Consider the following 26291-nt stretch of genomic DNA (forward strand, 5'->3'; position numbering starts at 1 on the left):
AAGTGATATTTTAACAGAATATTGATGATGCTCTAACCGCGAATCAATGATGCTCAAATGAGCAACTTGGTGATGCTTTCTGAGTGAAATATTCAAATACACTTGAACCTGTTGAAATAAACGATTCCAATATATTAGATGGATATTCCTGTTGAAATTCCTGTAATGTCATATCCAGTAACTTGTACCTTCTCCACATTAATTGCCGTAAATTTGCACCCTTATCATACAAAACCTTCTCACTAGGTTCTAAATCCTTTACAGACAAACGAACACCCTTGTTGTCTTCCTTATGCCATATCTCGGCTTCATCATATTCAAATTTGAATTGTTTCTTATATAAGTCATGATAAAAAGGAATAAACATCAACTTATATTTAGAATTTCCCTTCATGGCTGACATAGACAAACGATAGAACATGTTAGAGGTTCCGTTACTCGTTGTTTCAATGGTTAATACACTACTACTACCTTTTGCTAGTGATTGCTCTGCCGATAGTAATTGCATTTCCTGACGATCATAAAAGGCAAACTCTGACATGTGAATCCAACTGTATGTAGAACCCCTACCAATTGATTTGTTACTGGCTACAAGACAAGTTATCCTTGATCCATTATCAAAAAATAATTCATCCCTATTATCACGTTTTACACTAGGGAATACAGGATATTTTTCTCTGTCAATCCAATCATTCATACTTTTCAACTTTTCAAATAGTGCCTTAGATGAATCAGATTTATAGGAAACAATAAGAATATTTTCATTCTCATTGGTCAATGCTCTCCATAATGCTTTTGCAACTGTATAAGTTGAAATTCCACCTTGTCGGGCTTTACTAACAATGACAAAACGATTATTATTCATTAAATCTTCAAGTTCTAATTGTGCAAGGTTTAAATCAAACTTTACTTTCTCATTGTTATTATCAATTATGTAAATGAAATTCTTTGCAAATAGAGGAAATGAATTGAGTACCTTATTTAACTTTGCTGACTTTGTTTTTATCATTTTTTCACCTCCAATATAAAAAGAGGACTGCAAAATACAGCCCTCAGACAAAATTAGATGTACACTTATTCAATTAATCAAAGTTAATTCGCTTGTGGTCACTCTCAGCAACCTCAATCCAGCACTAAATCATCCATATCATCAATTTCCTCAACTTTTTCAAATGTTTTGGCTGCTAATTTAGCATTGGATTGAATATCCTTTTGCATAGATAAAAATAAGCGTATAGATTTTTCATCACCGTCTTTTGCTTTATCCGTTACAATTTTATAAATGTCCTCAAAGTCATTAGCCACTTTACTTTCCAATAGCAACATGAGTAAACTTTTATATTCCTGTGATCGTTCCCATCTATGAAAAGTATTTAATGTTTTTAAGTCAACACTTTGTAAAAATTCCTCTTCTGATTTCCTCGGCTCTGATATATTGAATCTTATATCATGTTTCCATTTAAAATATTCCTGTTTCTTCTGTGTCACATTCCGCAATGCTTCATGAATATTCATTCTGTATCACCTGCCAATTCATCAAGTACAATTCTCATATCATTTAAAATGATCAGATTCTGTTTACTCAATTTCTGACATTCCTCGCTGTTCTTTCTCATATCATCAATACCCTCTTGCATTGATTGAACATCCTTCTGCATATCAGAAATTAAACTTTGTGAATCAGCAATAATTTCTTGTGAATGATCAATAATGGAATGTATATCCTTACACCCTTCAATAATTACACGTTTCTTACTTTTGAATAATTTCATAATAGATTCCTCCTGATTAATTAATTAATTGAATAGAAAATTTATAAATAAGAGAACAAAACACTCTTTTAGTTTTGTGAACGCCAAAAAGGACAAGTGAGTTTCTTGTCCGTTATATGTTTATTTAGTTGTAACACTTTAATAGTTAAAACATTAGGGGCTTATCACCAACTACTTCAAGTTGTGACAAGAAGCACGTCACAAAATGAAGTACCTAAGCCCGCCCCTCTTGTTTCGCTATCGCTTCACAATTCACCCGACTATATAATCATTTTTATTTTTGTATATTACGATAAATATTTTGTACACAATCCAAACTATATAATAGGTTTATATATTAATACTTTGGGTTGTGTACAAAACTTAAAATGGTAAACTTTCTTCGATATTATCAATATTTCCGAATGTATGCCGTATTTTTTCTTTTTCAACATCTGATTCAAAATAATAGATTAAGCGTTCTAAAGTAAACTCATCTGTTTTTTCAAGTTGTAATTTTCTTTCATTATCCCAATATTTTTCTATTCCTTTAACATTCAAATATTTCAAAAGTGCTAATGTATTCAATAAGTAAAACCTTTTCCAAAATGATAATGATTCCTTATAATCCTTTTTATTTTGTCTATCTATTGACAATTTAATTAATCGTTTAAAGTATGCTTGTTTAAATTCATCTTTTGAAATTTCATTATGAATAGTTTTGTCTAATACTGTCACCTTAAAGGATTTAAAGAAATATTGAATATCAAATTGTTCTGAAAGATAATTCCCAACTTCTCGAATAATTTCTTTCATTTTCTTTGATTTATTTAAACTTGTTACGGATTGGGTATATTGATAATATGTTACTTCCTTTGATTCTAATAATTCCTTTAATACTTCTTGTACTTCCTCGTATTCTAATTGATCGACTTCCTCAATTTGTCCATCATTCATTTTAAAATTATAAACTTCTGATACAGTAATACGCCCCTCTTTTTCAAGACGCTTAAAGGATTTTTCAACTACATCTTTATTTCTAATATTTAAAGTTTGAATAAATTTACCAACTGCTTCTTTTGGATTGTAGATGGTAGGGAAACCATGATGCACATTTTTAAGTTTTTGTATCATTTCTTCAACTTTAAAATTATCAGTACCAATGAATCCAATTAGTCTAGCCCAACCTCTATAAGATTGGGTAAACTCTTTTTCATACGATACTAGATGATTAAATATAAATTCCTTCATAATATCATCTTCAAGTGTTGGAATTGTTCCTTTATAATTGAAAATTCTTTCTGATACTTTAACCTTTTTATCTTTCAGTATGTATTTTCTTTTCTTACCTTTACCTTCAACTTCTACACTGTCATAGATAGTTTTTAATTTACTAATAAGTGCATCAAGCGTTCTGTTTGGATGTAAACATCCTCTAGTTTTCCATACAGAAGTATTAAACTCTGCTCCATCATAACCATGTTCCATTGTAATTCTTATTGCTTCTTCTTCTGTAAATTCAATTTTTTTGATAGTCTCTTGCATGTTGTTACCTCCGATTTATGTAAAAGATTTATATATAGAGTTGGATTTATTTATTATTTAGATTGATTTTTATATTCTTCTAGTGCCTGTTGAAAAGACGGTGTAATTTCAAACAAACTGAAAATCTTTAGTGTTTTAACGTCTTGTGCCACCGTAATATAGTAAATACCCTTAGTTTTAAGAAAATCTGAAACTTTTTTATTGTAACAAAAGAAATAATTTTTCATTGTGATTATCCTCCTTGATTTTTTATGCGTATGTATACTTAAATTTCTTACTTCCAGTCAAAGCAAAACTGATAATTCTTTTATCAATTTGTTCCTTTGATCTGATACTGTATGTACTTCCTATATCATCTTGAAATTGAAACATTTTAGTAAATTGTTGTGTCGGCAATTCTAATGGAATGCCAAAAAGCCCCTGCAATTCTGCTAGGGGTAAATTAGTTTGTAAGTAACCATCATTATTCAATTTTATTTTTGCTTTAGTATTATATTTACCTTGCAACATTTCGTATTCAAATTTATGTGTTTTATTCAGTAAATCAATTAATTCCTCAAAGCCCAACAATTTCAAATATGCTGTATGTACATCTTTAAATGAATCACTGTAATGTCCTAAATAACCTGAATCAATACAAAGTAACAACATTTTACCTTCCTTTGTTTCAGGTAAAGGCAAATTGTAGAAACTCCACATTGTTAATACTGTAGACATTGCATATTTCTTGAAATAGTTACCTGAATGGATTTTCAATAATGCGTTTATATTGGCTGTTTGTGGATTGACATAATCATCCTCATTAATTCTTACAACATGATTACACCAAGATTTCCCCTTATGTAATGCAAGATCAATTCCTATGGCTTTTCGTTTGTCCGTTCTATCAGCCACATTCAAACTTTTAAAACTGTAGAAATAATTAATGTCATTCCCTTTAACAAATTTTTCAATTGCACAACCTAAAAGGGAATCTAGGTCATCTGTAAGGATTAAACTATTTTGTCCTTGTTCATTGTTAAAGCACCATTCTGGAAATTTATCCTTTAATTTATTTTGCATACCTCTAGTGAAAGAAGAAAATCTCCCACTATCTTCTTAATTGTAAATATCCTAACTACCATTTAGGATTTTGAATTATTCAAACTCCTAAACTTCCTCCTTGTATCTCATTCAGTATAAATTTTATTAATTCTCCTAAAAATTAATAAACTGAGATACAAGAAGAAAGTGGTAAAACGAATTTCTTATATCTCACTTCTTCACCTCCAACTTTCTGATTATTTTTAGATTTCTTTTTCGTCTATATATTTTCTGTATTTCTCTATTTTCTTCTGTGACATTCCACATTTATTTGTTTCGTATCTTGAAATAAGCGACTGACTACAATGTAAATAATTAGCCAATTCAACATGCGTTATTTTCTTTCTCCTACGTCTCAATAAATATTCTTCCTTTTTGGTAATCATCCTCATTTTCTCCCTGATTAAATTGAAAGAGGACAGGGAATAATTCCCCATCCTCAATCTATGTATTCAATTATTCTGTTACAGTAACTACTGCTACACCTTTCTTACTACCAACTTTTAATGTTGCTTCTGCAATAACTTGACCTTTAATTGAATCACCTGTTTTTGCAAGTGGTTCAAAATGTGGTTGACGAAGGTAAGCAAGATCAACATAATTATCGTTGAATACTACCACTTTATCTGCTGGAACATGTTTAGAAAGAATGAAGTGTAGTGTTCCATAATTTGTTGAAATAGAATCAACAAGTAAGCCAAAATTAGTTGTTACATGGTTGTAATCATATCTATCTTTGTAAAGGTTATCAATTTTCTCTTTAGAATCTGCTGAAACTAAAGCATAGTAATTACCTTCTGCAAGGTCTTGTTCCCACAAGTTACGCATAACTGTTTTAATCATTAATTCGTCAAGAATACCAGTTTCAGCATTTGAAGGGTCTGCCATTTCAATTAATCCACTTAATTGACGTTTGAAAGGTGTTACGCTGCCATCATTTTTTAATCCATTAATAAATTTTTTCTCCATATTAATTTTTAATTCTAATAGGCGATCATTTACTTCTTCCGCAAATTGAGTGGATTTCATAGCAACGGCTGTGCCTGAAATACTTGCACCCTTTTTGAAGATTTCAAGAATGTTGTTTAGTTCTGCTCTTGCAGTTTCATAGAATACAATTTCATCTGAACCCTCAACGGCTGATAAATCATCAGTATGGTCAAGAGTTTTTTCTCTCCATGTGTAAACAGTTGATAATGCTTTCTCAATATTACCTTTTGCCATAAGTAAAGATGTAAATGGTGTTGCTTGTACTCCGATAATAGCGATCTCTTTTGCTAGTGAAATTTGTTCGATTTCTGTGAAAGTGTTTGATTTAAACATGTAAATATTCTCCTTTAGTGTCGGTCACTACCCAATATTTTTATAAATAAAAAACACCTCATACAAATGTATAAAGTGCTTACTTAAACAAATTTGCTAATTTAGTTCCAATCATACCTTTTGTATCCTTTTTTGAAGCAAAGGCATCATATTCATTTTGTTGTTTATGATCATTTGGTACATAACCATTAGTTACCTTAATGTCATTGACAATTTTAGAAAGTGATTGTACAACTTCTTTCAATTCATCATCATTCTCAACTTTGACCACATTGGCAAATGCTTCAAGTCCATTTTCTTTTAATGAAAAATAAACATCCTTTTGAAAAAATTCTTTTTTTAATTCTGCTAATTTTTCTTTTTCTGCCTGAATTGCTTTTTCACCATCCGATAACTCTTTTGGTTTATATTGAAGCAGATCATCCCTTTCAGCAACTAATGGATTAAATTCCTTTTCAACCCATTCATTTTTGGCATTGGCAATTGCTTCATCTAACTGTACTTGTGTAAAACTGATTTCCTGTGACATTTTATGTCCTCCTTTGATTAATTGAATTTAACTTGCACCGAATCCCTTACAAGAATCGGTTTATTGTTATACATGCCAGCAAACTCGAAAATAAATTCGTTCAATTCACTGGCAGGGCTGTAATCATAAAAATAGACACCTATATTTTCCTTATTGGTGTCATCTAATGGTATTTGTTCAATTTGTGTTTTATCTTTGTCATAGATGGTTAATTTAATATCAGTGGGGCTGACTGAACCACCGTTAAATGTTTTAAAATGACATTTCAACCTGATAGTATCTCCCTGATACATTTATATCACCTCCACACTTGAAGGGTTCTGAATATAGGATATTTCACTCATATTCTGTTCATTTGAAGTCACAGAAGTATTTTTCTGTGTACTTACAATTGCATAGATAGGAATATCCCTCATTACATTTAAAACGCTTATATTGGCTTGTAATGGCTTTACATACGATAATAATTGTTTAATAGTTTTTGATTCCCTATATACATTTGAACCAATCGGTAAAACAAAACTATCCACATTCCTATTACCTGTTCTAACACTTCTATGGCTTTGTGTCGATTCCGAATGAATTTGTGATAAATAACCCTCAACATCCCTTATCGTTGCTGTATAACGCTGTATGAACGTCTGAATGGGTTCTGAATGAGTTCTTAACTCTTTAGTTGACTTGATAGTTTTATTTAATTCAGATTGAATAGGTGTACTATAGGAATCAACATTGACAGTTTCAATTTTTGCTGTAGGAATATTTGCAAATGCTCTTAATGCAGGATAATCCTCCATGTACCAAACATTATCAAAATCCCATCCAGTAAATGTTGATTGAGTTTTCATTTCACTTGTAGTTTTGGCTGTAACTCCTGTTGTTTGATAATTTGTTGTTCCTACTACATCTTTGTCAAAGAAGTTATTTTCATAGATTGGTTTAGATGTCGTATTAGTCATCCCATAAAAAGCACCAGTATCAGTTCCGCCACTCACTGTACTTTTTGAATAGTTATTTATGACAGTAGATAGATTGCTAGTGAAATAACCAATAAATCCACCAGTAACTTTTCCACCAATAACTGTACAATCTGTATAGCAATTTTCAATTAATCCATATGACCGTCCAATCAAACCACCAGTATATAGTGATGATGTATTAGTATTTTTAATTGTTCCAGTTACATAGCAATTGGAAATAGTAGCCATATAATTTAATCCAACTAAACCTGCTAAATGATGTGAATTAGATTCAATGTAGACATTTTCTAATCCTAAATTACTAACGCTACCCGTATTTGTACGACCAATGAACGCTGTGTATTCTGAATTGTCCACTATTGAAAGATTAAAAATCTTATAACCTTTACCATCAATATTCCCTGTAAATTGTGGAGACTTACCAATAGGTATAAAATTACCAAAACTAGACATATCAATATCATTTGTTAATTCATAATCTCCTGCAAGGTTATTCCTGATATTGTCTAAATCCTGTGGTGTGCTAATTTGTATAACCATCTAATCAGCCCCTTTACACTTGTGGCACTGATATTGTATGTATCACCGTTAATTCATCTTGTTCGCCCTCAATTGTAAATGATGTAAATGATTCTGTTGAATATGGTTCTCCACCAGTAGCCACCTTATAAATTACACTTTTTGCAAATGTTTTAGGTGCTGTAATATCTGAATCACTACCTTTTACCACTACTGTAATTTTGACGTTGTTTCCTTCAATTGTTGATGTAACTCTTGAATCAGCCGGAGATAATCTTATAATTGCTGTACCTAAATCATCTTGTAATTCTAGGTATTGCCAATTTGATTGAATATAATTTCTTAAATCTGAATATGCACTTGCTGTAATTTCTGCCATTAATTATTCCCCCTTACTTCTGTTTCAAATTTTGTTAATCTTGTATCAATGTGATCTACTTTTGTATTCACATTTTCCATACGTTGACTTAATACATCTAATGTTTCAGTAGTTTTCTCTACATGTGACATTAATCTATCCTCTCTTGCCTTACTATCCTTTTGTTGATGATATAGTAAATACACAAAGAGAATTGCAAATATTCCTTGTTCCAATAATTTGTCAAAAGGAATTTGAGTTACATCCATGATAATCACCTCCTAACGAATAAATATGAGAAAAAATATATAATTAAATTTGTCAATCCTAAATTATTAAATATAGGTATAAATATGATTAAAAAAATAGGAGTAGCCAAATAAATGACTACTTATAGAAAATTGGAGGTCAAGAGGTGAATCTTGACTAGGAGATATAAAATAATGACACTAGAATCTCGTTAAACTAGTGTAGGAAGGGAATACCCTTCATGAAATGTCATTACTGGAATGGCACTTTATGAAAATTACCCCTTTATATCTACCCTGATAAATAAATCTAATTTTTCGGAGAGAAAGTTTTCAGTCGGAATATTGAAAGTTGCATGTGTATCCACTTTGATAAATACCGTCTAAATCGTAACATCTTCCCTAATAGACATTTAATTATCTTTCCTATTGCACACTTTCAAAACGTTGATACATCAAGGTTTTCAGGGCTTTTTACTGATAATTTTTGTCGTTTTCGAGCATTTTTTAATTTAAGATAAAATCCTTGTTTAATCAGATTCCACTTTTAACTGTATCCTTCCCTTAGAGGGAATTATAAAAAAATTCCAGTAAGGCGAAAACATAGTAAATTCAAGGGTTTTCACAACTCACTGGAACGCTGAGTTTTTATTGATTATTTTTCTTCTTTTCATTGAATTTGATTTTTCTCAAACGTGCCTTTTCTTTCTTAATTTTTTCCTGACAAGAAGGACATTTAGTTTGACGTTGTTTAGTAGGTTCAAATCTATCTCCACATTCATCACAACTTTTAGTACCTTTTGTATTCTCTTTAATATTAGAATATAGTACATCACCAAAAACATCCCATAATAACTTTTTACCGCCAATATTCGGCTTCTCACTATCGTAATAATGTTTTACTAATGTATTGACAATAAAATCGGCATCATCAATAATTTCCAACATTTCTTCCCTTATTAATTTACTAACATATTCATAATTATCATGGTTATCATCTTTGTTAAAATAGAATCTTCTTTTATTCTTCCATTCTTCAAACTTGCTAATGATCTGCATAGGAATAATTAATTCAAATTGTGCCTTAATCATTATTTCTTCTTCTGTTAGTCCTTCCTGTTGTTCTATATAATCTACAATTAATTTATCTAAACTATCCATTTTTATATCCTCCACATCCACTGGGTATCCACCCATAGAAATTATACTTCTATTCGATTACAACTTATTTCTTAATTTACGAACATTCCTATTAACTTGCTTTCTTCTCACTTCAATTCTACAATCATCACAGTATTTTGTTTTATTACTATTCTTGACGATCTTACAACCACATTCTGTACAATTACCGAATACAAGTTTGTTTCCACCCAGTAACTTCTCATATTCACCTTGTAAATCATTCACATTAATTAATAATCCATCAGAACAATCATTTTCAGCAAAGATTACCTTTATCTTATCATGGGCTTCATTCTCCTGATAAAATACTTCTCCACCTATCATCCAAGCAAAATCATTTCTCATCCAACAATGTGCTACATGATCTATATTATTTTTAATATATTCAAAGTTTATACTATCCCTAAAATGCATATTATCATCAATTAAATGAAATTCATCTTCTTTGTAATGATACCTAAATTTCTTATAGTTCTCTTTTTGTTCTACTGTCATATTTTCATAATAACTAGGTAGTTTAATTGTTGGCGGTTCTTCTTCACATTCTATGTACTCTTGCTCATATCTCCATAATGCAATGCTACTTCTTCTTGTTGGATGTGCTAAATGTTTCTCATACTTATAGGAATCATACGGTATAAATAATTCCCCATATTGACTATCAACTTTTATCATTTTTTCAAGTATTCTTTTTCTATTTTCGGTTCTTCTATTATACCGATAGATGAAACCCTCTTTAATTAAATACCCATAAAAAGTATACATTAATTTCCTACTATTAGCATTTAGTCCAATTTCATTTGTTATTTGATTCATTGTTGCCCTGAATGGCTTATTCCCATTTGCTTTCCACATACACAGTATTACAAATGCAATCCTTCTTGTTGTACTGTCCACCATATTGTTAATTATATTTAGTTCATTTTCAGTTATCCTAATTTCATGGCATATTTTCATGTGTTGCTTTTTCGATCCCCTTACAGCACCATCAATCATCTTCTCAAAGTATTCTCTTAAATCCCAATTATGTATCTTATCTAATACTGTAAAACCTGTTATGTTCGCCTTAATACCTTCATCATCTAACCCTTCAATATGTCTGTAATATTTTGCTAATAAATATATATCCTTGAACAAATGATTAGTAATAGGCTTTCCATTTTCAATTACTAGTTTAGCATATTCCACTTCATCCCAAATATATTGTTTACTTGTTCCGTTCCAGTTTTCTTCGTATGTATTTTTGATATTCTCTATAAACTTACTTGTCAACTGATTACCTCCTTAGATTTTATACGAACACTTTTTAAATTTACTGTTCACGTCTTATTGTATCGATTATTTTTATTTTGGCAAATTGTATTTTTTCAGAATCAATCATTTTCTCTTGACTTTTTGTTTTTCTACTAAAGTATCGCTCAGATTTTTCTTCCCAATCAGCCCTCTCCCCTTTCTTATTTTTGCTCTCCAAAACACATTTATCCTTAGTCCCCTAGACCTGATAGTCTCACAGTCCCCCAGTATATATGGTAGGGGATAGGTTTCTAACTTTATTATGGTATAGTGTTATTCTTGTAGTTTAGTGAAATAAAAAAACCCACTATATAAGTGAGTTATGATTTGACCATTCTGTTTTTTATTTATATTTTAATAGTGGAACACCCTACGCACTATCGTTTGTTCGCTGTCCCCGCTACGGGGCTACGTCCTCCAACAACTTACTAATTATTATTTCCAATTAATTTTATTCTAATTTTTCCAACTTATTTGATTCATTTCACTTGACTTTATGTTTTTCGCCCTTTAACTTTTTTTGATTCTATGGACAACGGCTTTTGGCATAGTTGTTGCCTACGTTCAAGATTAAAAAAATAATCAAGAACATAGACAAGCGACTTATACTTTTCCGTCATCTTATGGAATCCGTATTCCGTATATCCCTATTTGTCGAGGATTATTCATCCTAACATTCTACTGCAACAGATAGCCCTAGCAGGTTCAAATACGCCCAAAGTTGGACTCATTCTACTTGTGAATGTCTTGCAGGTATATCTACCTCTATCCTTCCACTCCTGACCGATTATGTGCGTCAACCACATTCAGATACTAGCATAAATAGGGAAATGCCTTCTGTATCCTATACCCATTTTATAGCAACGGCTGGGTCATTACCTTTCCAGTTTTAGTTATAGTCATGTTATTGGGCAACCATGACTGAAACACCCTAAAAAAGACAATAGGAAACTAGACCACTTGACCATAATTTTTTTTCAAATTATAATAGTAGTTGAATAGGATGTTTCTTATTCAGTTTTTAGTTTTTAGTTTTAATCGAATGTAAAAACTTATCAGGGTTGAGTGACTGCGAATCACTTAGCCCCATTTCTTTTTTAGATTGTCATTATGCTAATCTAAACTAACTCTTTATAACGCTTCCTAATTTCACGTTTTTTCCGAATTAGAAAAGTTTGAATATCCAATAAAGCAGTTAGTTTGCCATATGCTTTATACATTTCATTCTTATTCTCAGGATTGACAGAGTTAAATTTCTTCTCGTATTCTGCCTTTTTTACGTTCAAATCCTCAATTAATTCCTCTAATAAATACAATTCGGAATCTCTAATTTCTGTATTCATTTCAATTCCCCCACTCATTCAAGAAATTCTTTCAGATTTTTTGCTACATCTTCCATATCCATGTATAAATATTTCGTTGTAACGCTTAAATCGCTATGTCCGAGGGCTTTACTAATCAAAGGTAATCCAGCACCCTTGTCTAATAAATTTTTGGCAAATCCCCGTCTAAGGGCGTGAGGATTGATATTCTTAATCCCATACTCTTTACTGTAGTGATTTAATCTCTTTTGGATATTGTTATGAGTTGGAGAATTAGAAACTGGATCGCCATATTTTGTAATGAACAAATGAGAATTAAATTTTCGGTAATTATCCCTGATGATGTTATTTTGATGAATTAATATTTTTAACAGTTTTGAAGTCATTTCATCAAAGGGTAATTTTATCCCCTGATGATTTTTCATTATTTCTCCATCTAAAATAAGGACATTATTTTCAAAATCAATATGGTGTTCTTCCAGTTGAGATAACGTGTTAATCCTAACACCTGTCTTATACATAATTAGAACCGCCACAGCATCCCTTAATTCAACGAAATTGTTTAAGTCAAGCAAAGATAAGAGAAGGTTTACTTCATGGTCTGTAGCACCTTCCTTCACCTTTTGGTCAACTTTTACATTTAATGTTTTCCAAAATTTCGATTGATACCATCCATTGTCAAAGCAACGTGAAAGAAACGCTTTCAGACACTTTAACCTTGTCAATTTTGTTTGATTAGATACATTCATCCCATCCAACCACTTATAAATTAATTCGGTTGAAATATCAGTCAAATTAACTGCACCCATTTTTTCTTTAAAATCATTCACATAATAGTTATAGTCATGAATGGTTCTAGGTCTGTTCCCACTCACTTCCATTTGACGAATAATAATTTCAAGTGCCTTCTCAACGGTCAAAGAGTCGGTCTTAGTTCGTTTTGACTTTGTATTTATTTCTTCTGATTGTTGATTTAAAACACTATTAACATCAAACTTAATATCAAGTAATCCCTTACTTTTCGTCAAAACAAAAAACACCTCCACTACAATCAATGATTAATCAAGTAACGGTTTAGACCGTACATTGACCGATTCATTAAATGTAATGAAGGTGTTAGTTTAATCCTTATATATCTAAGAATTTCAGTATGTAGTTGGTGTTCAAAATGGCGTCCCAGGAGAGATTCGAACTCCCGACCGACGGCTTAGAAGGCCGTTGCTCTATCCTGCTGAGCTACTGGGACATACACTTTTCTGTCCTATTTCAAAGACATTTCTTATTATAGATAGAAATAAAGGAAAAGTCAACACTATTTGCTTAAAAACAAATGAAAGGAGGAAGACTTACATTCCTCCAATATTTTACTGTGCTGCTGAAATCAATCTCCGTTAGAAGAAAAAGTCTGTTCTAAAGTGATGATTTCTCCTTTATCATAATCATATACTTTTAACTTGTATTCATTCTCCAGTATTTCTAAAATGACATACGTTCGCTCTCGTCTGCCTCGTGGGAGACGAATGCTCCCCGGGTTTATAAAAAGGGTATCATAAACCATTTCTGCGCCCAGATAGTGCGTATGACCGAAACAAACGATATCAGCACCACTTTCACGGGCTTTATACGATAATTTCATCATGCCGCTTTTCACAGAGTAACGATGTCCATGAGTAATCAGGATTTTTCGGTTCCCTGCCTCCTGAAGCAATTCTGCAGAATGCCGCCCGTCTCCGTCACAATTCCCACGAACTACGGCATAGTTGATAAGTGCCGGATGGTCTGCCGACAGCTCAGAATCACCGCAATGGATAAATAACTCTACTTCCTCTCCGTGCCTTTCCCTCAATTGTTCCAGCTCCGACGTCAATCCATGACTATCACTAACAACCAGGACCTTCATGCATTAATTCTCCCTCGAAAACACCACAGTCAGATGATCTTCGAGTTTTCGCAGCGCCTTGGCACGATGGCTGATTTCATTTTTTTCCTGCGGAGTGATTTCAGCCATCGTTTTCCCTCGCTCTGGTAAATAAAAGAGAGGATCATAGCCAAAACCGTTTATTCCTCTTCTATCAGAAATCATGACCCCTTCACAAGTCCCATTTACGATAATCGTCCTTTTACCCGGAACTGCAAATGCCAGTGCACAATAGTACCTGGCTGTTCGCTTGACCTCAGGCACATCCTTCAATTCTCCGAGTAATTTATCATTATTTGCTTCATCATCTTTATTCTCCCCTGCATATCGTGCTGAGAATATACCCGGGCGGCCTTCAAGAGCATCTACCATAATTCCGGAATCATCTGCTATCGCCATTTCTCCTAATTGTTTGCAAACCGTTTCCGCCTTCAAAATCGCATTTTCCTCAAATGTCTTCCCTGTTTCTTCAATCTCAGCAAATTCAGGAAAATCAAGCAGCGTTTTCACTTCTACATTGTAAGGTTCAAACATTTTCACAAATTCTCTTGCCTTACCCGGATTTTTCGTTGCGATAATTACCTTCAATACAGTTACCCCCAAAAAAGAATAAGAGTGACCATTACGCCACCCTTTTCATCATCATAATATAGTATAGCAAAAATGAAGCTTTAGAAACTACCTGTATTCACATATTCCGGGCGGGTAACGGGTTCTGTCAGTTTTTTCCCTTCTTCATTAACCAGCTCTGTTTTTCCATTAACGGTAATGGAGACACTTTCTATTCCTGATTGTTCCGTAAGTGAGAGTACAAGAGACTGAAGTACATTTTTCGAAATCACTTTTTCATCAAAGCTTCCGTAAATCTCTTCATTAAAATTAAGCGTCACGTTTCCGTTCTGAAACTTAGGTTTGTCAATTAATTTCGCATCCGGACTGAATTCATTTAAGAGATTTGAGTTAGCACTCGGACCTTTGACTAATTCTTGTACAGCAGCAGTGATATTATTATTAATCATATTGCTTACCCTTTTGGTCACTGGGACAAAATAATAGCCGCCCTTTTCTCCGCTAAGGAAATACACGGTAACTGGTCTTGTATTTGTAATATCGCCGGAATTAGAAATATCCAGATTAATTCCGTCTTTTCTCGTTAATTCGTCGCCAATCGGTGTTCCATTTACCGGCATCTCTTCAAGCGGATGTCCATTCATTTGCAGCTTTACTTTCTCAATCGAGTCAAATTGGGTTAACGTCCATGTGACGGATTGAAGAATCTTCAATTCATCTTCAGGCTGATAGTTTTTAAATTCATTGGAAAAATCAACGGTCGCCACTTTATCCTTCACATTTACTGTTAGTTTTGTATCTGCCGGCAGGACCGCTTTGAACCCGTTCGGCAGCATATCCGTCACTTTACCATTGTCCACTAAGTATTCCAGCGCTTGTTTCGCCACTGATTCTGTTTTCGGCAAATTCAACGTTTGCGGTACAACTAAACCATTTTTATCAATCAAATACAATTCCGTTTTGATTGTCTCTTCCGCAACTGCATCCTTCTCACTATTCGTTGATTTTGGCTCGGCGTTCTTTGCAGCAGGCTCCTGTTCCCCGTTTGTCATCGTCACTTCTTTTGGCGGATCAATTTCTTTTTTCTTTTCTCCCCCTAAAAGACCGCAGCCGCCCAAAAAAACAGCTGATATAATCGCAGCAGACACTAATATCTTTTTATATTTAGATTTAGACATTACAATCCCTCCAAAGACAGTTTGTACTACATGTATACGGACCTGCCTAAAAAATTAGACCGTCTTTGCAGAGAAAAAAATAGGCGATAAAGACTCTACCCCAAAGCAAAGAGGGACCCGCCCCTCTATACTGCTGCTGTACCAGGTATAGTGACTTGGGGTTAGATCCCTTTAAAAAGTACCCAATTTAATTGTTGATACATTGGTAATTGGTTTTTCAAGCCATTCAGAGGCAATTTTTGTAAACATCCCTTTTGAACCAGTTGTAAAAAAGGCGTGTTCAGGCTCGCCGTTTTCCTTATTTAACATACGGTTATGCTGCAGGATTGTGCTTACTTCACTTGCCGTTTCTTCGCCTGAGCTGATTACTTTGACATAATGCCCCATTACATTCTGAATTAATGGCTGCAGCAGCGGGTAATGGGTGCACCCCAAAATAAGCGTGTCAAGACCTTTATTTTTTAATGGTCTTAGTGTCTCTGCTACTATTTTTTTTGCTAAAGGGCTGCTGTATTCACCGCTCTCTACAAGCGGAACAAATTTAGGACATGCCAGTGAAATAGAATATACATTCTTATCCAATTGAGTCAGGGCTCTTTCATATGCCACACTTCGCACCGTACCTATCGTTCCGATAATGCCGATCCTCTTATTCCTGGTTACTTTAATCGCAGCCCGTGCACCCGGGTGAATTACACCCAGAACAGGAATAGAAAGCTCGCTTCTAATTTCATTTAGTGCAACCGCAGTTGCTGTGTTGCAGGCAATAACAAGCATTTTAATCTCTTTTTCCAATAAAAAACGCGTCATCTGCCAAGTAAACACTTTGACTTCTTCAGCAGGTCTCGGACCGTAAGGGCAGCGCGCCGTATCCCCTACATAGATAATTTGTTCATTCGGTAATTGACGCATTATTTCTTTAGCTACGGTCAAACCGCCTACTCCGGAATCTATTACTCCAATTGGTCGTTTCAACATATCCGCCTCATTTTTATCGTATATCATGATGTAATCTCGTCATATTCGTTAGTAATTTTTTTCTCATTATCCTATTTTCTATCTTTTATATATAAAATTCAAGAATTAATTCCATTAAGAATATGCTGCAAATAAATTTTTTAGACAGCAAAAAAAGCAGTCCTTTTAACGGATTGCTTTTTCTTATATGATGAACTCATACAATGGATATAGAATCATATAATGGAATATAAGTATTAACCGGTATCCTTCATAAGGATACCGGTTAAAATCAAAGCTTTAGCTCTCCCATACGAAGGAGCTCGACTACAGCTTGAGAACGCCCCTTTACGCCTAGTTTTTGCATGGCATTTGAAATATGGTTTCGAACTGTTTTTTCGCTGATAAACAATTCTCCCGCGATTTCTTTTGTTGTTTTGTCTTGTACTAACAGTTCAAAAACTTCTCTTTCTCGTTTGGTGAGTAACGGCTTGTGAGTATATTCATTCTCCTTCAAGTATTGTAACCCTCCTTGCCTTCGCCAGCTATGAACTGCGGGATGGGTGTATATTTAGTCACGATATCATATGTGAGTGCAAGTATTGAAGTGACTACATTTCGCTTACTAAAGGCGTTTATTTAAAAAATGTGCGGAATTTTTTTCTGAAAAAGCAAAAAAAGACATTCAGGCATGCTTGAATGTCTTTTTCATTGTCCATTAACACCAACTGGCAAGCATCCACTCTTTTCCCTTGCACTGAGGGAATTATTTTTGCTGATTCTTATGCCAAACCTTATCAAGAGCCTGCCATCAATGATAAACTAGAAATAATACTGAATCCATGGGAGGCAGCGATATGTTAGATGAAGCTAAACGGCTATTAAAGCAATATTTTGGTTATGCATCCTTTCGCAATGGTCAAAAAGAGATTATCGAAAATATATTAAACAGAAAAAACACCCTTGGCATCCTGCCTACCGGAGGTGGAAAATCGCTTTGCTTTCAAATTCCTTCCCTCCTCTTCCAAGGAACTACGATTGTGATTTCCCCGCTCATATCACTCATGAAGGATCAGGTAGATTCCCTCTCCACTGCGGAAATCCCGGCTACTTATATTAACAGTTCGTTAAACAACCAAGAGCTGAAGGAACGAATGTCCTTAATTAAAAAGGGTGCGTATAAGCTTGTCTATGCAGCTCCCGAACGATTTGAATCTGCGCATTTTATCGATCTGCTCAATTCAATCGAAATCCCGTTAATCGCCTTTGATGAAGCACACTGTATTTCGCAATGGGGGCATGATTTCAGACCAAGCTATCGTTCGATTGTTTCATCATTGCGCCAATTAAACCATAATCCTGTTATTGTGGCGCTGACAGCAACCGCAACGGAAAATGTGGCTGGGGACATCTGCAGCCTTCTGGCAATACACGCCGAAGATACATTTAAAACAGGATTCGCCCGCGAAAACTTAGCTTTTCATGTGATAAAAGGGACGAATAAACGCGACTTTATCGTGCAATATTTACTAAAAAAACCAAAGCAATCAGGAATTATCTATACATCAAGCAGGAAAGAGACAGACCATCTCTACAGCTTTTTAACTGCAAAGGGATTTTCGTGCGCCAAATATCATGCCGGTCTCAATGAAGCCGAAAGGAAAAAAGCACAGGAACAGTTTGTTTATGATGAGATCGATATTATGATCGCGACCAATGCATTTGGCATGGGGATTGATAAATCCAACGTCAGATTTGTATTACATTATAATCTTCCGAAAAATGTTGAAGCTTATTATCAAGAAGCCGGACGTGCCGGCCGGGACGGGGAAGAAAGTGAATGCTGGCTGTTATTCGGGGCCCAGGATATTCAATTACAAAAGTTTCTTATTGAAGAAACAAGTCTTGATTTTGCAAAGCGGGAACAGGAATACCATAAATTAAATCAGATGGTCATGTACTGTCATACGGAAGAATGTCTGCAGTCCTATATTATTCGCTATTTTGATCACGAGCATCCTCCGATTCAATGCGGCAAGTGCTCAAGCTGCAAAGACTCTCGGGAAAAGATAGAGATCACCCGTGAGGCGCAGATGATTTTCTCATGCTGCAAACGAATGGGAGAGCGTTTTGGGGTTACGTTGATGGCTCAAGTATTAAAAGGATCCGGTCAGAAACGGATACGAGAGCTCGGGTTTGACAAGCTTTCTACTTATGGTTTATTACGAACCCGAAGTGAAAAAGATATTATCGATACCATTAATTACTTACTTGCTGAAGGGTATCTGCTTATGACAGACGGAAAATATCCAGTTGTTAAAGTAACCCATAAGGCTATTCCGGTTCTAAAAGGGGTCGAAACGGTCATGATGAAGAAAAATCCTGACCTTGAAACCTTTGCCGCTGAAAGTGAAGAAAATCTTGAATTGTTTGAGATCCTCCGTGTCTTGCGTAAGGAATTAGCAGATCAGGAACATGTCCCTCCCTTCGTCATCTTTGGCGACAGTACACTAAAGGAAATGTGCCGTTATTATCCAGTCACTGAAGCGGCGATGCTGCAAATCAAAGGAGTGGGACAAACCAAGTTTGCTAAATATGGCGAGGTATTTATAAACGCAATTAGTCAATTTATCCATGACAATGAACTTGAAATAGATTCTATCATTCTTCCTGCTCCCAAAAAGCATGTTCAAGAGGATCAAGAAGAACAGCCCAGCCATCTCCTAACCTATCAGTGGTATATGGATGGGGTAACACTTGAGGAAATTGCCCGAAAACGGCAGCTCACAAAAATAACCGTGCAAAAGCATATCATCAGAAGTGTTCAAGAAGGGCAGCCGCTGAATTGGACTGAAATATTTGATGAAGAGACAGAACAAAAGGTGCTAAATGCGATTCAGTTGTGCGGAATTGAAAAATTAAAACCCCTTTGGGAGGCATTGAACGGAGAAATAGATTATTTTGTCATTCAAACGGTCATCTGTAAAAATCAACTGCGCTGATTCTATCAACGGCAATTGAAACCAATGTGCTGAATATCAAAAGGGTTGTCTTCCCCGGCAACATTGCCGGGAAAGACAACCCTTTATTTTGCTTATTAAACCTTGTCACTGCCAAAGAAATTTTTGAATGATTGAATGGCTGTATCTCTGTTAAGAGCAGCAATAGAAGTTGTTAATGGAATTCCTTTCGGACAAGCTTGGACACAGTTTTGCGCATTACCACAGTTCGCAAGACCGCCATCCCCCATAATCGTTTCTAAGCGCTCTGCTTTGTTCATTGCACCTGTTGGATGTGCGTTAAACAAACGAACTTGTGATAACGGAGCTGGTCCAATAAAGCTTGATTTGCTGTTTACATTTGGACAAGATTCCAAACAAACTCCGCAAGTCATACATTTAGACAGTTCATATGCCCATTGGCGTTTTACTTCAGGCATACGAGGTCCTGCTCCTAAATCATAGGTTCCGTCAATCGGAATCCATGCCTTCACCTTTTTCAATGAATCAAACATCCGGCTGCGGTCTATCTGTAAATCACGAACTACAGGGAATGTTTTCATCGGTTCCAAACGAATTGGCTGTTCCAATTGATCGACGATAGCAGAACAAGATTGGCGCGGTCTTCCGTTAATAACCATCGAACATGCACCACAAACCTCTTCCAGACAGTTCATATCCCATGCAATTGGTGTAGTTTTTTCCCCTTTTTTATTTACAGGATTGCGGCGAATTTCCATTAATGCTGCAATAACATTTAAATTTGGACGATATGGAACTTCAAATTCCTCTTGATATGAAGCTGAATTCGTATCGTCTTGACGGGTAATAATAAATGTAACAGTCTTTTGCTCAGACATCCCCGTATCCCCCCTTTTAGTGTTTCGTTGTATAGTCCCGTTTACGCGGCTGAATTAGTGATACATCAATATCTTCATAATGGAATGCCGGTGCTGATTTGCTGTCCACAAATTTAGCCATCGTTGTTTTTAAGAATTCTTCATCATTACGCTCAGGGAAATCAGGCTTATAGTGAGCACCGCGGCTTTCATTACGATTATATGCACCCAATGTAATCACACGTGCCAATTGAAGCATATTTTGTAATTGACGAGTAAACGCTGCACCTTGGTTGCTCCATTTAGCTGTGTCATTAATGTTGATATTTTCATAGCGCTCTAACAGCTCTTGAAGTTTCTCATCTGTTTGTTGCAGTTTGTCATTATAACGGACAACGGTAACATTTGCTGTCATCCAGTCTCCTAATTCTTTATGAAGAACATATGCATTTTCCGTTCCGTTCATAGACATAATGTCATTCCATTTTTGTTCTTCTTGTTTCACATAACCGTCATACAACGTTGAAGAAATAGTATCAGAACCTTTTTCAAGACCCTCAATATAGTTCACAACATTCGGTCCGGCTACCATACCGCCGTAAATAGCAGATAATAGTGAGTTCGCACCAAGACGGTTTGCACCGTGCTGTGAATAATCACATTCACCGGCAGCAAACAAACCTTTAATATTTGTCATTTGGTCATAATTAACCCACATTCCGCCCATTGAATAGTGAACGGCAGGGAAAATTTTCATTGGAATTTTATGAGGGTCTTCACCGGTGAATTTCTCATAAATTTCAATGATACCGCCTAATTTAACATCAAGTTCATGCGGATCTTTATGGGAAAGATCGAGATAAACCATGTTTTCGCCATTAATACCAAGCTTTTGATTGATACAGACGTCAAAGATTTCACGTGTTGCGATATCCCTCGGTACAAGGTTTCCGTATGCAGGATATTTTTCCTCAAGGAAATACCAAGGCTTACCATCTTTATATGTCCAAATCCGACCGCCTTCACCACGAGCTGATTCACTCATTAAGCGTAGTTTGTCATCACCAGGGATGGCTGTTGGGTGAATTTGAATCATTTCACCGTTAGCATAATAAACACCTTGCTGATAAGCAATCGCTGCGGCTGAACCAGTATTAATAACAGAGTTTGTTGATTTACCAAAGATAATTCCAGGTCCGCCTGTTGCGAGTATGACAGCATCCGCAGAAAAAGCTTTGATTTCCATTGTTCTTAAGTCTTGGGCCACAATTCCCTTACAAACCTGTTCATCATCTAAAACGATCTGTAATAATTCCCAGCCTTCATGCTTGGTAACCAAACCTGCTACCTCGAAGCTCCGAACCTGCTCGTCCAAAGCATAAAGCAGCTGCTGACCAGTTGTCGCACCGGCAAATGCTGTTCTATGATGCTGTGTTCCCCCGAAACGGCGGAAGTCTAATAATCCTTCCGGTGTACGGTTGAACATAACTCCCATCCGGTCAAATAAGTGGATGATTCCAGGTGCTGCATCACACATTGCCTTTACAGGAGGCTGATTTGCTAAGAAGTCCCCCCCGTAAACGGTATCATCAAAGTGAATCCATGGGGAGTCTCCTTCACCTTTTGTATTTACCGCTCCATTAATACCACCTTGGGCACAAACTGAGTGAGAGCGTTTTACCGGTACAAGTGAGAATAACTCAACAGGAGTACCTGATTCTGCTACTTTGATTGTCGCCATTAGACCGGCAAGCCCGCCGCCGACGATAATAACTTTTCCTTTTGCCATTCGTGACTCACTCCTTCAATCCATCTTTCCAACAAATTGCTAAAAGCAAATATATATCTTCCCAATTATTAATCTATTATACAAACGCTAAAATTGCACGTATTCCGACAATTGATAATAGCACGAAAAATACCATTGTCACATAAGTGGAAACTTGCTGCGAACGTGGTGTAATTGTAATCCCCCAGCTGACACAGAAGGACCAAAGACCATTAGCAAAGTGAAATACGGCAGAAACGATACAGATAATGTAGAACCAAAGCATGGCAGGATTATCTACAATATTTGCCATCATATCAAAATTAACCTCTTGACCCAATAAAGCCTGAATTCTTGTTTCCCAAACATGCCATGCCACAAAAATAAGTGTAATAACACCTGTAATACGCTGCAGAACAAACATCCAGTTACGGAATGTATTGAATCTGCTTACATTATTCTGCGCTGTGAACGCAACATACAGTCCGTAGATTGCATGAAATAACATAGGCAAATAAATAACAAAGACTTCTAAGAACAATAAGAATGGAAGATTGCCCATAAACCCTGTCGCCTTGTTATATGCCTCCTCCCCAACTGTGGCAAAGTGATTCACAATAAGGTGCACAGTTAGAAATAGTCCTACAGGAATGACACCCAGTAATGAATGCAATCTGCGATTGAAAAATTCACGATTACCAGCCATTAAATTAACCCCTCCTAATAATATTGACCTTAAAATATGTATTACTCTCCAAAAAACAACTGAGCGTTCACTCGGTTATTGAGTGGAAAATAATTGGTAAATTTTCTTACAATTGTGTGACAATTTCATTGTACTCTCAACCGTTTACACCGTCAAGAAACGATTGCAAAAATAATTTATATAGCGAAAATTTTTCAAAAATATTGATTACAAAGCGGATATGCCTTCACATTTTATTTTCTGCTGCTTAGACAAATTACGCAATATATTAAAATAGCAAAAATTACCTTCCCTTCCTTAGCTTTTTTTCATAAAAGAATGCGTAAAAAAGCCATCATTGTATATAATAGAGTCATAGAAAGAGGGGAGAAGAGTGAGTAAAAATACAGCCGAAGAATTAAAGCAGGAAGCTGAAACCGTCACCGTTCCTGCGTTTGGATACGAATTAATAAGAGAGATCCTTCTGCCGGAAATACTAGGCAGTGAATCAGCAGAGATTTTATATTGGGCAGGAAAACAGCTGGCACGGAAGTTTTCACTGCAGGACTTCTCAGAAATTGCAGATTTTTTTGAAAAGGCTGGCTGGGGTCAGTTAATGATCATGAATGAGAAAAAAAGTGAACTTGAGTTGGAATTATCCAGTCTTTTAATCACCCAACGCCTGCAAAGTAAAGGAACCTACCATTTCCAGTTAGAAGCGGGGTTTATCGCGCAGCAAATAGAGAACCAAAAAGAGGTTATTGCTGAAGCATTTGAACACCCGCGAAAACGGGGTGGAAAAGTCCAATTCACCGTAAAATGGGATAAAAAGGATCCGGTTTGATGAATATAGACAAACTTCCATCAGCGGATTAAACTGATGGAAGTTTTAACTAATCTATGAATGGCTTTTTCATGAATTATTGGCATCACTGTTTTCAGTTTGATTTTCATGAAGCTTTTCCAGCAATGTCTTGGCCACATTCTGCGGAATGCCGGCTGCTGTAATTTCTTCCAATGTCGCTTCTTTCATTTTCTTAACCGAGCCGAATTCTTTTAACAGCTGTCTTTTTCGCTTTTCACCGATGCCAGGAATATCATCGAGCATGGATTGAAAGGCGTTTTTGCCTCTCAGCTGACGGTGAAAACTAATTGCAAACCGATGAACTTCGTCTTGGATTCTTTGCAGGAGGTAAAATTCCTGACTGTTTCTTTCTAAAGGAACAATCTCTAATGGCGTTCCATATAGCAGCTGTGACGTCCGGTGTTTTTCATCCTTTGCCAGTCCGGAAATCGGAAGTTCAATTCCCAATTCGTTTTCCAGCACATCCCTTACTGCTTCAATATGACCTTTGCCTCCATCGATGATGATTAAATCCGGTAAGGGAAGATTATCTCTTAATACCCGGGTATATCTTCTCCGCACAACTTCCCGCATCGATTCATAATCATCCGGTCCCTTGACCGTTTTAATTTTATATTTCCGGTATTCCCGTTTTTCCGGCTTCCCGTCAATAAATACCACCATGGCAGAAACGGGATCAGTCCCTTGAATATTCGAGTTATCGAAGGCTTCAATACGGTGCGGTGTATAAATCCCCATTTCCTCTCCCAAACGCTCAATCGCTTTGATCGTCCGGTCTTCGTCCCGCTCAATAAGGGAGAATTTTTCAGATAAGGCAATTTTTGCATTTTTACAGGCCAAATTCACCAGTTCTTTTTTCTGTCCTCTCTTTGGTTTCAAGACCTTTACTTGCAAGAGTTCTTCTGCCAATTCGGTTGATACGGTATCCGGAATAAGGATTTCCTTCGGCTTAAAATGATTTGTCTTCGTGTAGAACTGACCTAAATAGCTTAGCATTTCTTCCTCAGGTTCATTATATAAAGGAAACATAGAAACATCCCGTTCGATTAATTTCCCTTGCCTGATAAAAAAGACCTGTACACACATCCAGCCTTTATCATAGGCATAACCAAATACATCCCGGTCAGTGAAATCAGTTGTTGCCATTTTTTGTTTTTCCATTGTCGCTTCAATATGGGCAATTCGATCTCTGTACTCCTTGGCACGTTCAAAATCGAGCACTTCTGCAGCTTCATTCATTTTTTGCGTTAATGCTTGTTTGATTTCCTCATATCCACCGTTTAAAAAACGGGTAATTTCATCCACCATCGTTTTATAATCTTCATCTTTTACCTCATTCACACATGGAGCAAGGCATTGATCTAAATGATAGTAGAGGCAGACACGGTCAGGCAGGGTTGAACATTTTCTTAATGGATAAATGCGGTCCAGCAGTTTCTTTGTTTCGTTGGCCGAATGGACATTTGGATAAGGACCGAAATACTTCCCTTTGTCTTTTTTCACTTTACGGGTTGTGATCAGTCTAGGATGCTTTTCTGCTGTTAATTTAATGAATGGATAGCTTTTGTCATCCTTTAACATGACATTATATTTCGGGTCATGCTTCTTAATGAGATTGATTTCCAGAATCAGTGATTCTATTTCAGATGAAGTAACAATATATTCAAAGTCCTCTATTTCATTGACTAATCTTAATGTTTTACCATCGTGTGAACCGGTAAAATAGGAACGCACACGGTTTTTCAGGATCTTCGCTTTCCCCACATAGATAATCGTTCCCTGACGGTCCTTCATTAAATAGCAGCCAGGCTGCTCAGGGAGCAGGGATAGTTTATGTTTAATCAAGTCATTCACGCGGAGGCCTCCTCCTTTCTTTAGCTTCCACCTTACATAATAGAGGGATAAGTGGCAATTGGGCAAGTCAAATAATGGTACATGTATAGAATAACTCCCCCTGGCATGATGCCAGGGGGAGTTATTATTCTTCGTATCAATTAAAATTGCTTTTCTAAACGCTCAGCAAGTGCTTCTTTAGGCTGGAATCCAACCACTTTATCCACTAGTTCACCGTCTTTTAAGACGATTAAAGTCGGGATACTCATAACGCCGAATTTTCCGGCTGATTCTTGATTTTCATCGACATCGACTTTAACGATTTTTACCTTTTCGCCGATTTCAGAATCAAGATCTTCTAAAACTGGTGCAATCATCTTACAAGGTCCACACCATGGTGCCCAAAAATCAACCAGCACTAAGCCGGATTCTGTTTCATTTGCAAAAGTTGCATCTGTTGCATGTACAATTGCCATTTTATTGCCTCCTTCAAATAACTCTAAATATAACGAAAGTATATCACCGTTTTTTGAGCAATGCTAATAA

At 35.7% G+C, this 26291-nt stretch carries 30 protein-coding genes and 1 tRNA gene; 2 read left to right on the forward strand and 29 right to left on the reverse strand.

The window, feature by feature from the left end; translation table 11 throughout:
- Nucleotides 1-43: 43 nt before the first annotated feature.
- The 24 genes from HNR53_RS10890 to HNR53_RS11005 all read right to left on the reverse strand — a co-directional run bounded on the left by HNR53_RS10890 (nt 44) and on the right by HNR53_RS11005 (nt 17273).
- On the reverse strand, nt 44-1009 hold the full coding sequence (locus HNR53_RS10890; protein WP_184525845.1) for a terminase large subunit: 966 nt from the start codon (nt 1007-1009) through the stop codon (nt 44-46).
- 113 nt (nt 1010-1122) lie between these two features.
- The gene (locus HNR53_RS10895) at nt 1123-1515 is read right to left on the reverse strand and encodes a hypothetical protein (protein ID WP_184525847.1); all 393 of its coding nucleotides are present in this window, start codon (nt 1513-1515) and stop codon (nt 1123-1125) included.
- Nucleotides 1512-1772 carry a hypothetical protein gene (locus tag HNR53_RS10900; protein WP_184525849.1) on the reverse strand — a complete coding sequence of 87 codons (261 nt, stop codon included), beginning with the start codon at nt 1770-1772 and terminating at the stop codon, nt 1512-1514. The genes HNR53_RS10895 and HNR53_RS10900 overlap by 4 nt, the downstream gene beginning before the upstream one ends.
- Nucleotides 1773-2135: 363 nt before the next feature.
- Nucleotides 2136-3296, reverse strand: coding sequence for a hypothetical protein (locus tag HNR53_RS10905; RefSeq protein WP_184525851.1), 1161 nt, complete (start codon nt 3294-3296; stop codon nt 2136-2138).
- A gap of 53 nt (nt 3297-3349) precedes the next feature.
- Nucleotides 3350-3523, reverse strand: coding sequence for a DUF5659 domain-containing protein (locus HNR53_RS10910; protein WP_184525853.1), 174 nt, complete (start codon nt 3521-3523; stop codon nt 3350-3352).
- 22 nt (nt 3524-3545) lie between these two features.
- Complete coding sequence (locus tag HNR53_RS10915) at nt 3546-4358, reverse strand: hypothetical protein (protein WP_184525855.1); 813 nt, start codon at nt 4356-4358, stop codon at nt 3546-3548.
- A gap of 224 nt (nt 4359-4582) precedes the next feature.
- Entirely contained in the window at nt 4583-4765 is a 183-nt protein-coding gene (locus tag HNR53_RS10920; protein WP_221452301.1) for a helix-turn-helix domain-containing protein, read from the reverse strand.
- Between the two features lie 70 nt (nt 4766-4835).
- Nucleotides 4836-5702 carry an SU10 major capsid protein gene (locus HNR53_RS10925; protein ID WP_184525857.1) on the reverse strand — a complete coding sequence of 289 codons (867 nt, stop codon included), beginning with the start codon at nt 5700-5702 and terminating at the stop codon, nt 4836-4838.
- A 79-nt stretch (nt 5703-5781) separates the two neighbouring features.
- Nucleotides 5782-6231 carry a hypothetical protein gene (locus HNR53_RS10930; RefSeq protein ID WP_184525859.1) on the reverse strand — a complete coding sequence of 150 codons (450 nt, stop codon included), beginning with the start codon at nt 6229-6231 and terminating at the stop codon, nt 5782-5784.
- Nucleotides 6232-6248: 17 nt separating this feature from the next.
- Nucleotides 6249-6524 (reverse strand): hypothetical protein, encoded by a 276-nt coding sequence (locus HNR53_RS10935; RefSeq protein WP_184525861.1) that lies wholly within the window; start codon nt 6522-6524, stop codon nt 6249-6251.
- Nucleotides 6525-7751 (reverse strand): GLUG motif-containing protein, encoded by a 1227-nt coding sequence (locus HNR53_RS10940; protein WP_184525863.1) that lies wholly within the window; start codon nt 7749-7751, stop codon nt 6525-6527.
- Between the two features lie 13 nt (nt 7752-7764).
- Nucleotides 7765-8109 (reverse strand): hypothetical protein, encoded by a 345-nt coding sequence (locus HNR53_RS10945; protein ID WP_184525865.1) that lies wholly within the window; start codon nt 8107-8109, stop codon nt 7765-7767.
- On the reverse strand, nt 8109-8357 hold the full coding sequence (locus HNR53_RS10950) for a BhlA/UviB family holin-like peptide (protein WP_184525867.1): 249 nt from the start codon (nt 8355-8357) through the stop codon (nt 8109-8111). Before HNR53_RS10950 ends, HNR53_RS10945 begins: the two co-directional genes overlap by 1 nt.
- A gap of 627 nt (nt 8358-8984) precedes the next feature.
- On the reverse strand, nt 8985-9497 hold the full coding sequence (locus HNR53_RS10955; RefSeq protein ID WP_184525869.1) for an FmdB family zinc ribbon protein: 513 nt from the start codon (nt 9495-9497) through the stop codon (nt 8985-8987).
- Between the two features lie 57 nt (nt 9498-9554).
- Nucleotides 9555-10790, reverse strand: coding sequence for a hypothetical protein (locus HNR53_RS10960; protein ID WP_184525871.1), 1236 nt, complete (start codon nt 10788-10790; stop codon nt 9555-9557).
- A gap of 40 nt (nt 10791-10830) precedes the next feature.
- Nucleotides 10831-10989 (reverse strand): hypothetical protein, encoded by a 159-nt coding sequence (locus HNR53_RS10965; protein WP_184525873.1) that lies wholly within the window; start codon nt 10987-10989, stop codon nt 10831-10833.
- Between the two features lie 940 nt (nt 10990-11929).
- The gene (locus HNR53_RS10970) at nt 11930-12154 is read right to left on the reverse strand and encodes a hypothetical protein (protein WP_184525875.1); all 225 of its coding nucleotides are present in this window, start codon (nt 12152-12154) and stop codon (nt 11930-11932) included.
- A 14-nt stretch (nt 12155-12168) separates the two neighbouring features.
- Nucleotides 12169-13161: a tyrosine-type recombinase/integrase gene (locus HNR53_RS10975; RefSeq protein WP_184525877.1), complete on the reverse strand. Its 993-nt coding sequence runs from the start codon at nt 13159-13161 to the stop codon at nt 12169-12171.
- A gap of 141 nt (nt 13162-13302) precedes the next feature.
- Nucleotides 13303-13379 (reverse strand) — tRNA-Arg (locus HNR53_RS10980).
- A gap of 135 nt (nt 13380-13514) precedes the next feature.
- Nucleotides 13515-14033, reverse strand: a complete 519-nt coding sequence (locus HNR53_RS10985; RefSeq protein WP_184525879.1) for a metallophosphoesterase — start codon at nt 14031-14033, stop codon at nt 13515-13517.
- Between the two features lie 3 nt (nt 14034-14036).
- On the reverse strand, nt 14037-14639 hold the full coding sequence (locus tag HNR53_RS10990; protein ID WP_281391818.1) for an XTP/dITP diphosphatase: 603 nt from the start codon (nt 14637-14639) through the stop codon (nt 14037-14039).
- An 83-nt stretch (nt 14640-14722) separates the two neighbouring features.
- Nucleotides 14723-15799, reverse strand: a complete 1077-nt coding sequence (locus HNR53_RS10995; RefSeq protein WP_184525883.1) for a GerMN domain-containing protein — start codon at nt 15797-15799, stop codon at nt 14723-14725.
- 171 nt (nt 15800-15970) lie between these two features.
- Nucleotides 15971-16774: a glutamate racemase gene (racE, locus tag HNR53_RS11000; protein WP_281391832.1), complete on the reverse strand. Its 804-nt coding sequence runs from the start codon at nt 16772-16774 to the stop codon at nt 15971-15973.
- Between the two features lie 274 nt (nt 16775-17048).
- Nucleotides 17049-17273, reverse strand: coding sequence for a helix-turn-helix domain-containing protein (locus tag HNR53_RS11005; RefSeq protein ID WP_026693730.1), 225 nt, complete (start codon nt 17271-17273; stop codon nt 17049-17051).
- A gap of 340 nt (nt 17274-17613) precedes the next feature.
- Here HNR53_RS11005 and recQ point away from each other — a divergent pair, with 340 nt between their 5' ends.
- Nucleotides 17614-19758, forward strand: a complete 2145-nt coding sequence (recQ, locus tag HNR53_RS11010) for a DNA helicase RecQ (RefSeq protein WP_184525885.1) — start codon at nt 17614-17616, stop codon at nt 19756-19758.
- A 95-nt stretch (nt 19759-19853) separates the two neighbouring features.
- Here recQ and sdhB read toward each other — a convergent pair whose 3' ends face one another.
- The 3 genes from sdhB to HNR53_RS11025 form a co-directional block, all read right to left on the reverse strand.
- Entirely contained in the window at nt 19854-20615 is a 762-nt protein-coding gene (gene sdhB, locus HNR53_RS11015) for a succinate dehydrogenase iron-sulfur subunit (protein WP_184525887.1), read from the reverse strand.
- A 16-nt stretch (nt 20616-20631) separates the two neighbouring features.
- The gene (sdhA, locus tag HNR53_RS11020; protein ID WP_184525889.1) at nt 20632-22383 is read right to left on the reverse strand and encodes a succinate dehydrogenase flavoprotein subunit; all 1752 of its coding nucleotides are present in this window, start codon (nt 22381-22383) and stop codon (nt 20632-20634) included.
- 76 nt (nt 22384-22459) lie between these two features.
- Nucleotides 22460-23068: a succinate dehydrogenase cytochrome b558 subunit gene (locus HNR53_RS11025; RefSeq protein WP_184525891.1), complete on the reverse strand. Its 609-nt coding sequence runs from the start codon at nt 23066-23068 to the stop codon at nt 22460-22462.
- A 373-nt stretch (nt 23069-23441) separates the two neighbouring features.
- Here HNR53_RS11025 and HNR53_RS11030 point away from each other — a divergent pair, with 373 nt between their 5' ends.
- Nucleotides 23442-23891, forward strand: coding sequence for a DUF2507 domain-containing protein (locus tag HNR53_RS11030; RefSeq protein ID WP_184525893.1), 450 nt, complete (start codon nt 23442-23444; stop codon nt 23889-23891).
- A 69-nt stretch (nt 23892-23960) separates the two neighbouring features.
- On the opposite strand, the gene uvrC is transcribed toward HNR53_RS11030, so the two are convergent.
- Both uvrC and trxA read right to left on the reverse strand, forming a co-directional pair.
- Nucleotides 23961-25766: an excinuclease ABC subunit UvrC gene (gene uvrC / locus HNR53_RS11035; RefSeq protein WP_184525895.1), complete on the reverse strand. Its 1806-nt coding sequence runs from the start codon at nt 25764-25766 to the stop codon at nt 23961-23963.
- Between the two features lie 140 nt (nt 25767-25906).
- A complete protein-coding gene (gene trxA / locus HNR53_RS11040; RefSeq protein WP_184525897.1) occupies nt 25907-26221 on the reverse strand; it encodes a thioredoxin in 315 nt (104 codons plus the stop codon).
- Between the last annotated feature and the right edge of the window lie 70 nt (nt 26222-26291).

Origin of the sequence: Bacillus benzoevorans (genome assembly GCF_014207535.1) — a bacterium.
Lineage (GTDB): Bacteria > Bacillota > Bacilli > Bacillales > Cytobacillaceae > Bacillus_BD > Bacillus_BD benzoevorans.

Excerpts from the sequence above, each read along its gene's own strand:
- HNR53_RS10890 (WP_184525845.1), bottom strand. The coding sequence starts at position 1,009 with ATGATAAAAACAAAGTCAGCAAAGTTAAATAAGGTACTCAATTCATTT.
- HNR53_RS10895 (WP_184525847.1), bottom strand. The coding sequence starts at position 1,515 with ATGAATATTCATGAAGCATTGCGGAATGTGACACAGAAGAAACAGGAA.
- HNR53_RS10900 (WP_184525849.1), bottom strand. The coding sequence starts at position 1,772 with ATGAAATTATTCAAAAGTAAGAAACGTGTAATTATTGAAGGGTGTAAG.
- HNR53_RS10905 (WP_184525851.1), bottom strand. The coding sequence starts at position 3,296 with ATGCAAGAGACTATCAAAAAAATTGAATTTACAGAAGAAGAAGCAATA.
- HNR53_RS10910 (WP_184525853.1), bottom strand. The coding sequence starts at position 3,523 with ATGAAAAATTATTTCTTTTGTTACAATAAAAAAGTTTCAGATTTTCTT.
- HNR53_RS10915 (WP_184525855.1), bottom strand. The coding sequence starts at position 4,358 with ATGCAAAATAAATTAAAGGATAAATTTCCAGAATGGTGCTTTAACAAT.
- HNR53_RS10920 (WP_221452301.1), bottom strand. The coding sequence starts at position 4,765 with ATGATTACCAAAAAGGAAGAATATTTATTGAGACGTAGGAGAAAGAAA.
- HNR53_RS10925 (WP_184525857.1), bottom strand. The coding sequence starts at position 5,702 with ATGTTTAAATCAAACACTTTCACAGAAATCGAACAAATTTCACTAGCA.
- HNR53_RS10930 (WP_184525859.1), bottom strand. The coding sequence starts at position 6,231 with ATGTCACAGGAAATCAGTTTTACACAAGTACAGTTAGATGAAGCAATT.
- HNR53_RS10935 (WP_184525861.1), bottom strand. The coding sequence starts at position 6,524 with ATGTATCAGGGAGATACTATCAGGTTGAAATGTCATTTTAAAACATTT.
- HNR53_RS10940 (WP_184525863.1), bottom strand. The coding sequence starts at position 7,751 with ATGGTTATACAAATTAGCACACCACAGGATTTAGACAATATCAGGAAT.
- HNR53_RS10945 (WP_184525865.1), bottom strand. The coding sequence starts at position 8,109 with ATGGCAGAAATTACAGCAAGTGCATATTCAGATTTAAGAAATTATATT.
- HNR53_RS10950 (WP_184525867.1), bottom strand. The coding sequence starts at position 8,357 with ATGGATGTAACTCAAATTCCTTTTGACAAATTATTGGAACAAGGAATA.
- HNR53_RS10955 (WP_184525869.1), bottom strand. The coding sequence starts at position 9,497 with ATGGATAGTTTAGATAAATTAATTGTAGATTATATAGAACAACAGGAA.
- HNR53_RS10970 (WP_184525875.1), bottom strand. The coding sequence starts at position 12,154 with ATGAATACAGAAATTAGAGATTCCGAATTGTATTTATTAGAGGAATTA.
- HNR53_RS10985 (WP_184525879.1), bottom strand. The coding sequence starts at position 14,033 with ATGAAGGTCCTGGTTGTTAGTGATAGTCATGGATTGACGTCGGAGCTG.
- HNR53_RS10995 (WP_184525883.1), bottom strand. The coding sequence starts at position 15,799 with ATGTCTAAATCTAAATATAAAAAGATATTAGTGTCTGCTGCGATTATA.
- recQ (WP_184525885.1), top strand. The coding sequence starts at position 17,614 with ATGTTAGATGAAGCTAAACGGCTATTAAAGCAATATTTTGGTTATGCA.
- sdhB (WP_184525887.1), bottom strand. The coding sequence starts at position 20,615 with ATGTCTGAGCAAAAGACTGTTACATTTATTATTACCCGTCAAGACGAT.
- sdhA (WP_184525889.1), bottom strand. The coding sequence starts at position 22,383 with ATGGCAAAAGGAAAAGTTATTATCGTCGGCGGCGGGCTTGCCGGTCTA.
- HNR53_RS11025 (WP_184525891.1), bottom strand. The coding sequence starts at position 23,068 with ATGGCTGGTAATCGTGAATTTTTCAATCGCAGATTGCATTCATTACTG.
- trxA (WP_184525897.1), bottom strand. The coding sequence starts at position 26,221 with ATGGCAATTGTACATGCAACAGATGCAACTTTTGCAAATGAAACAGAA.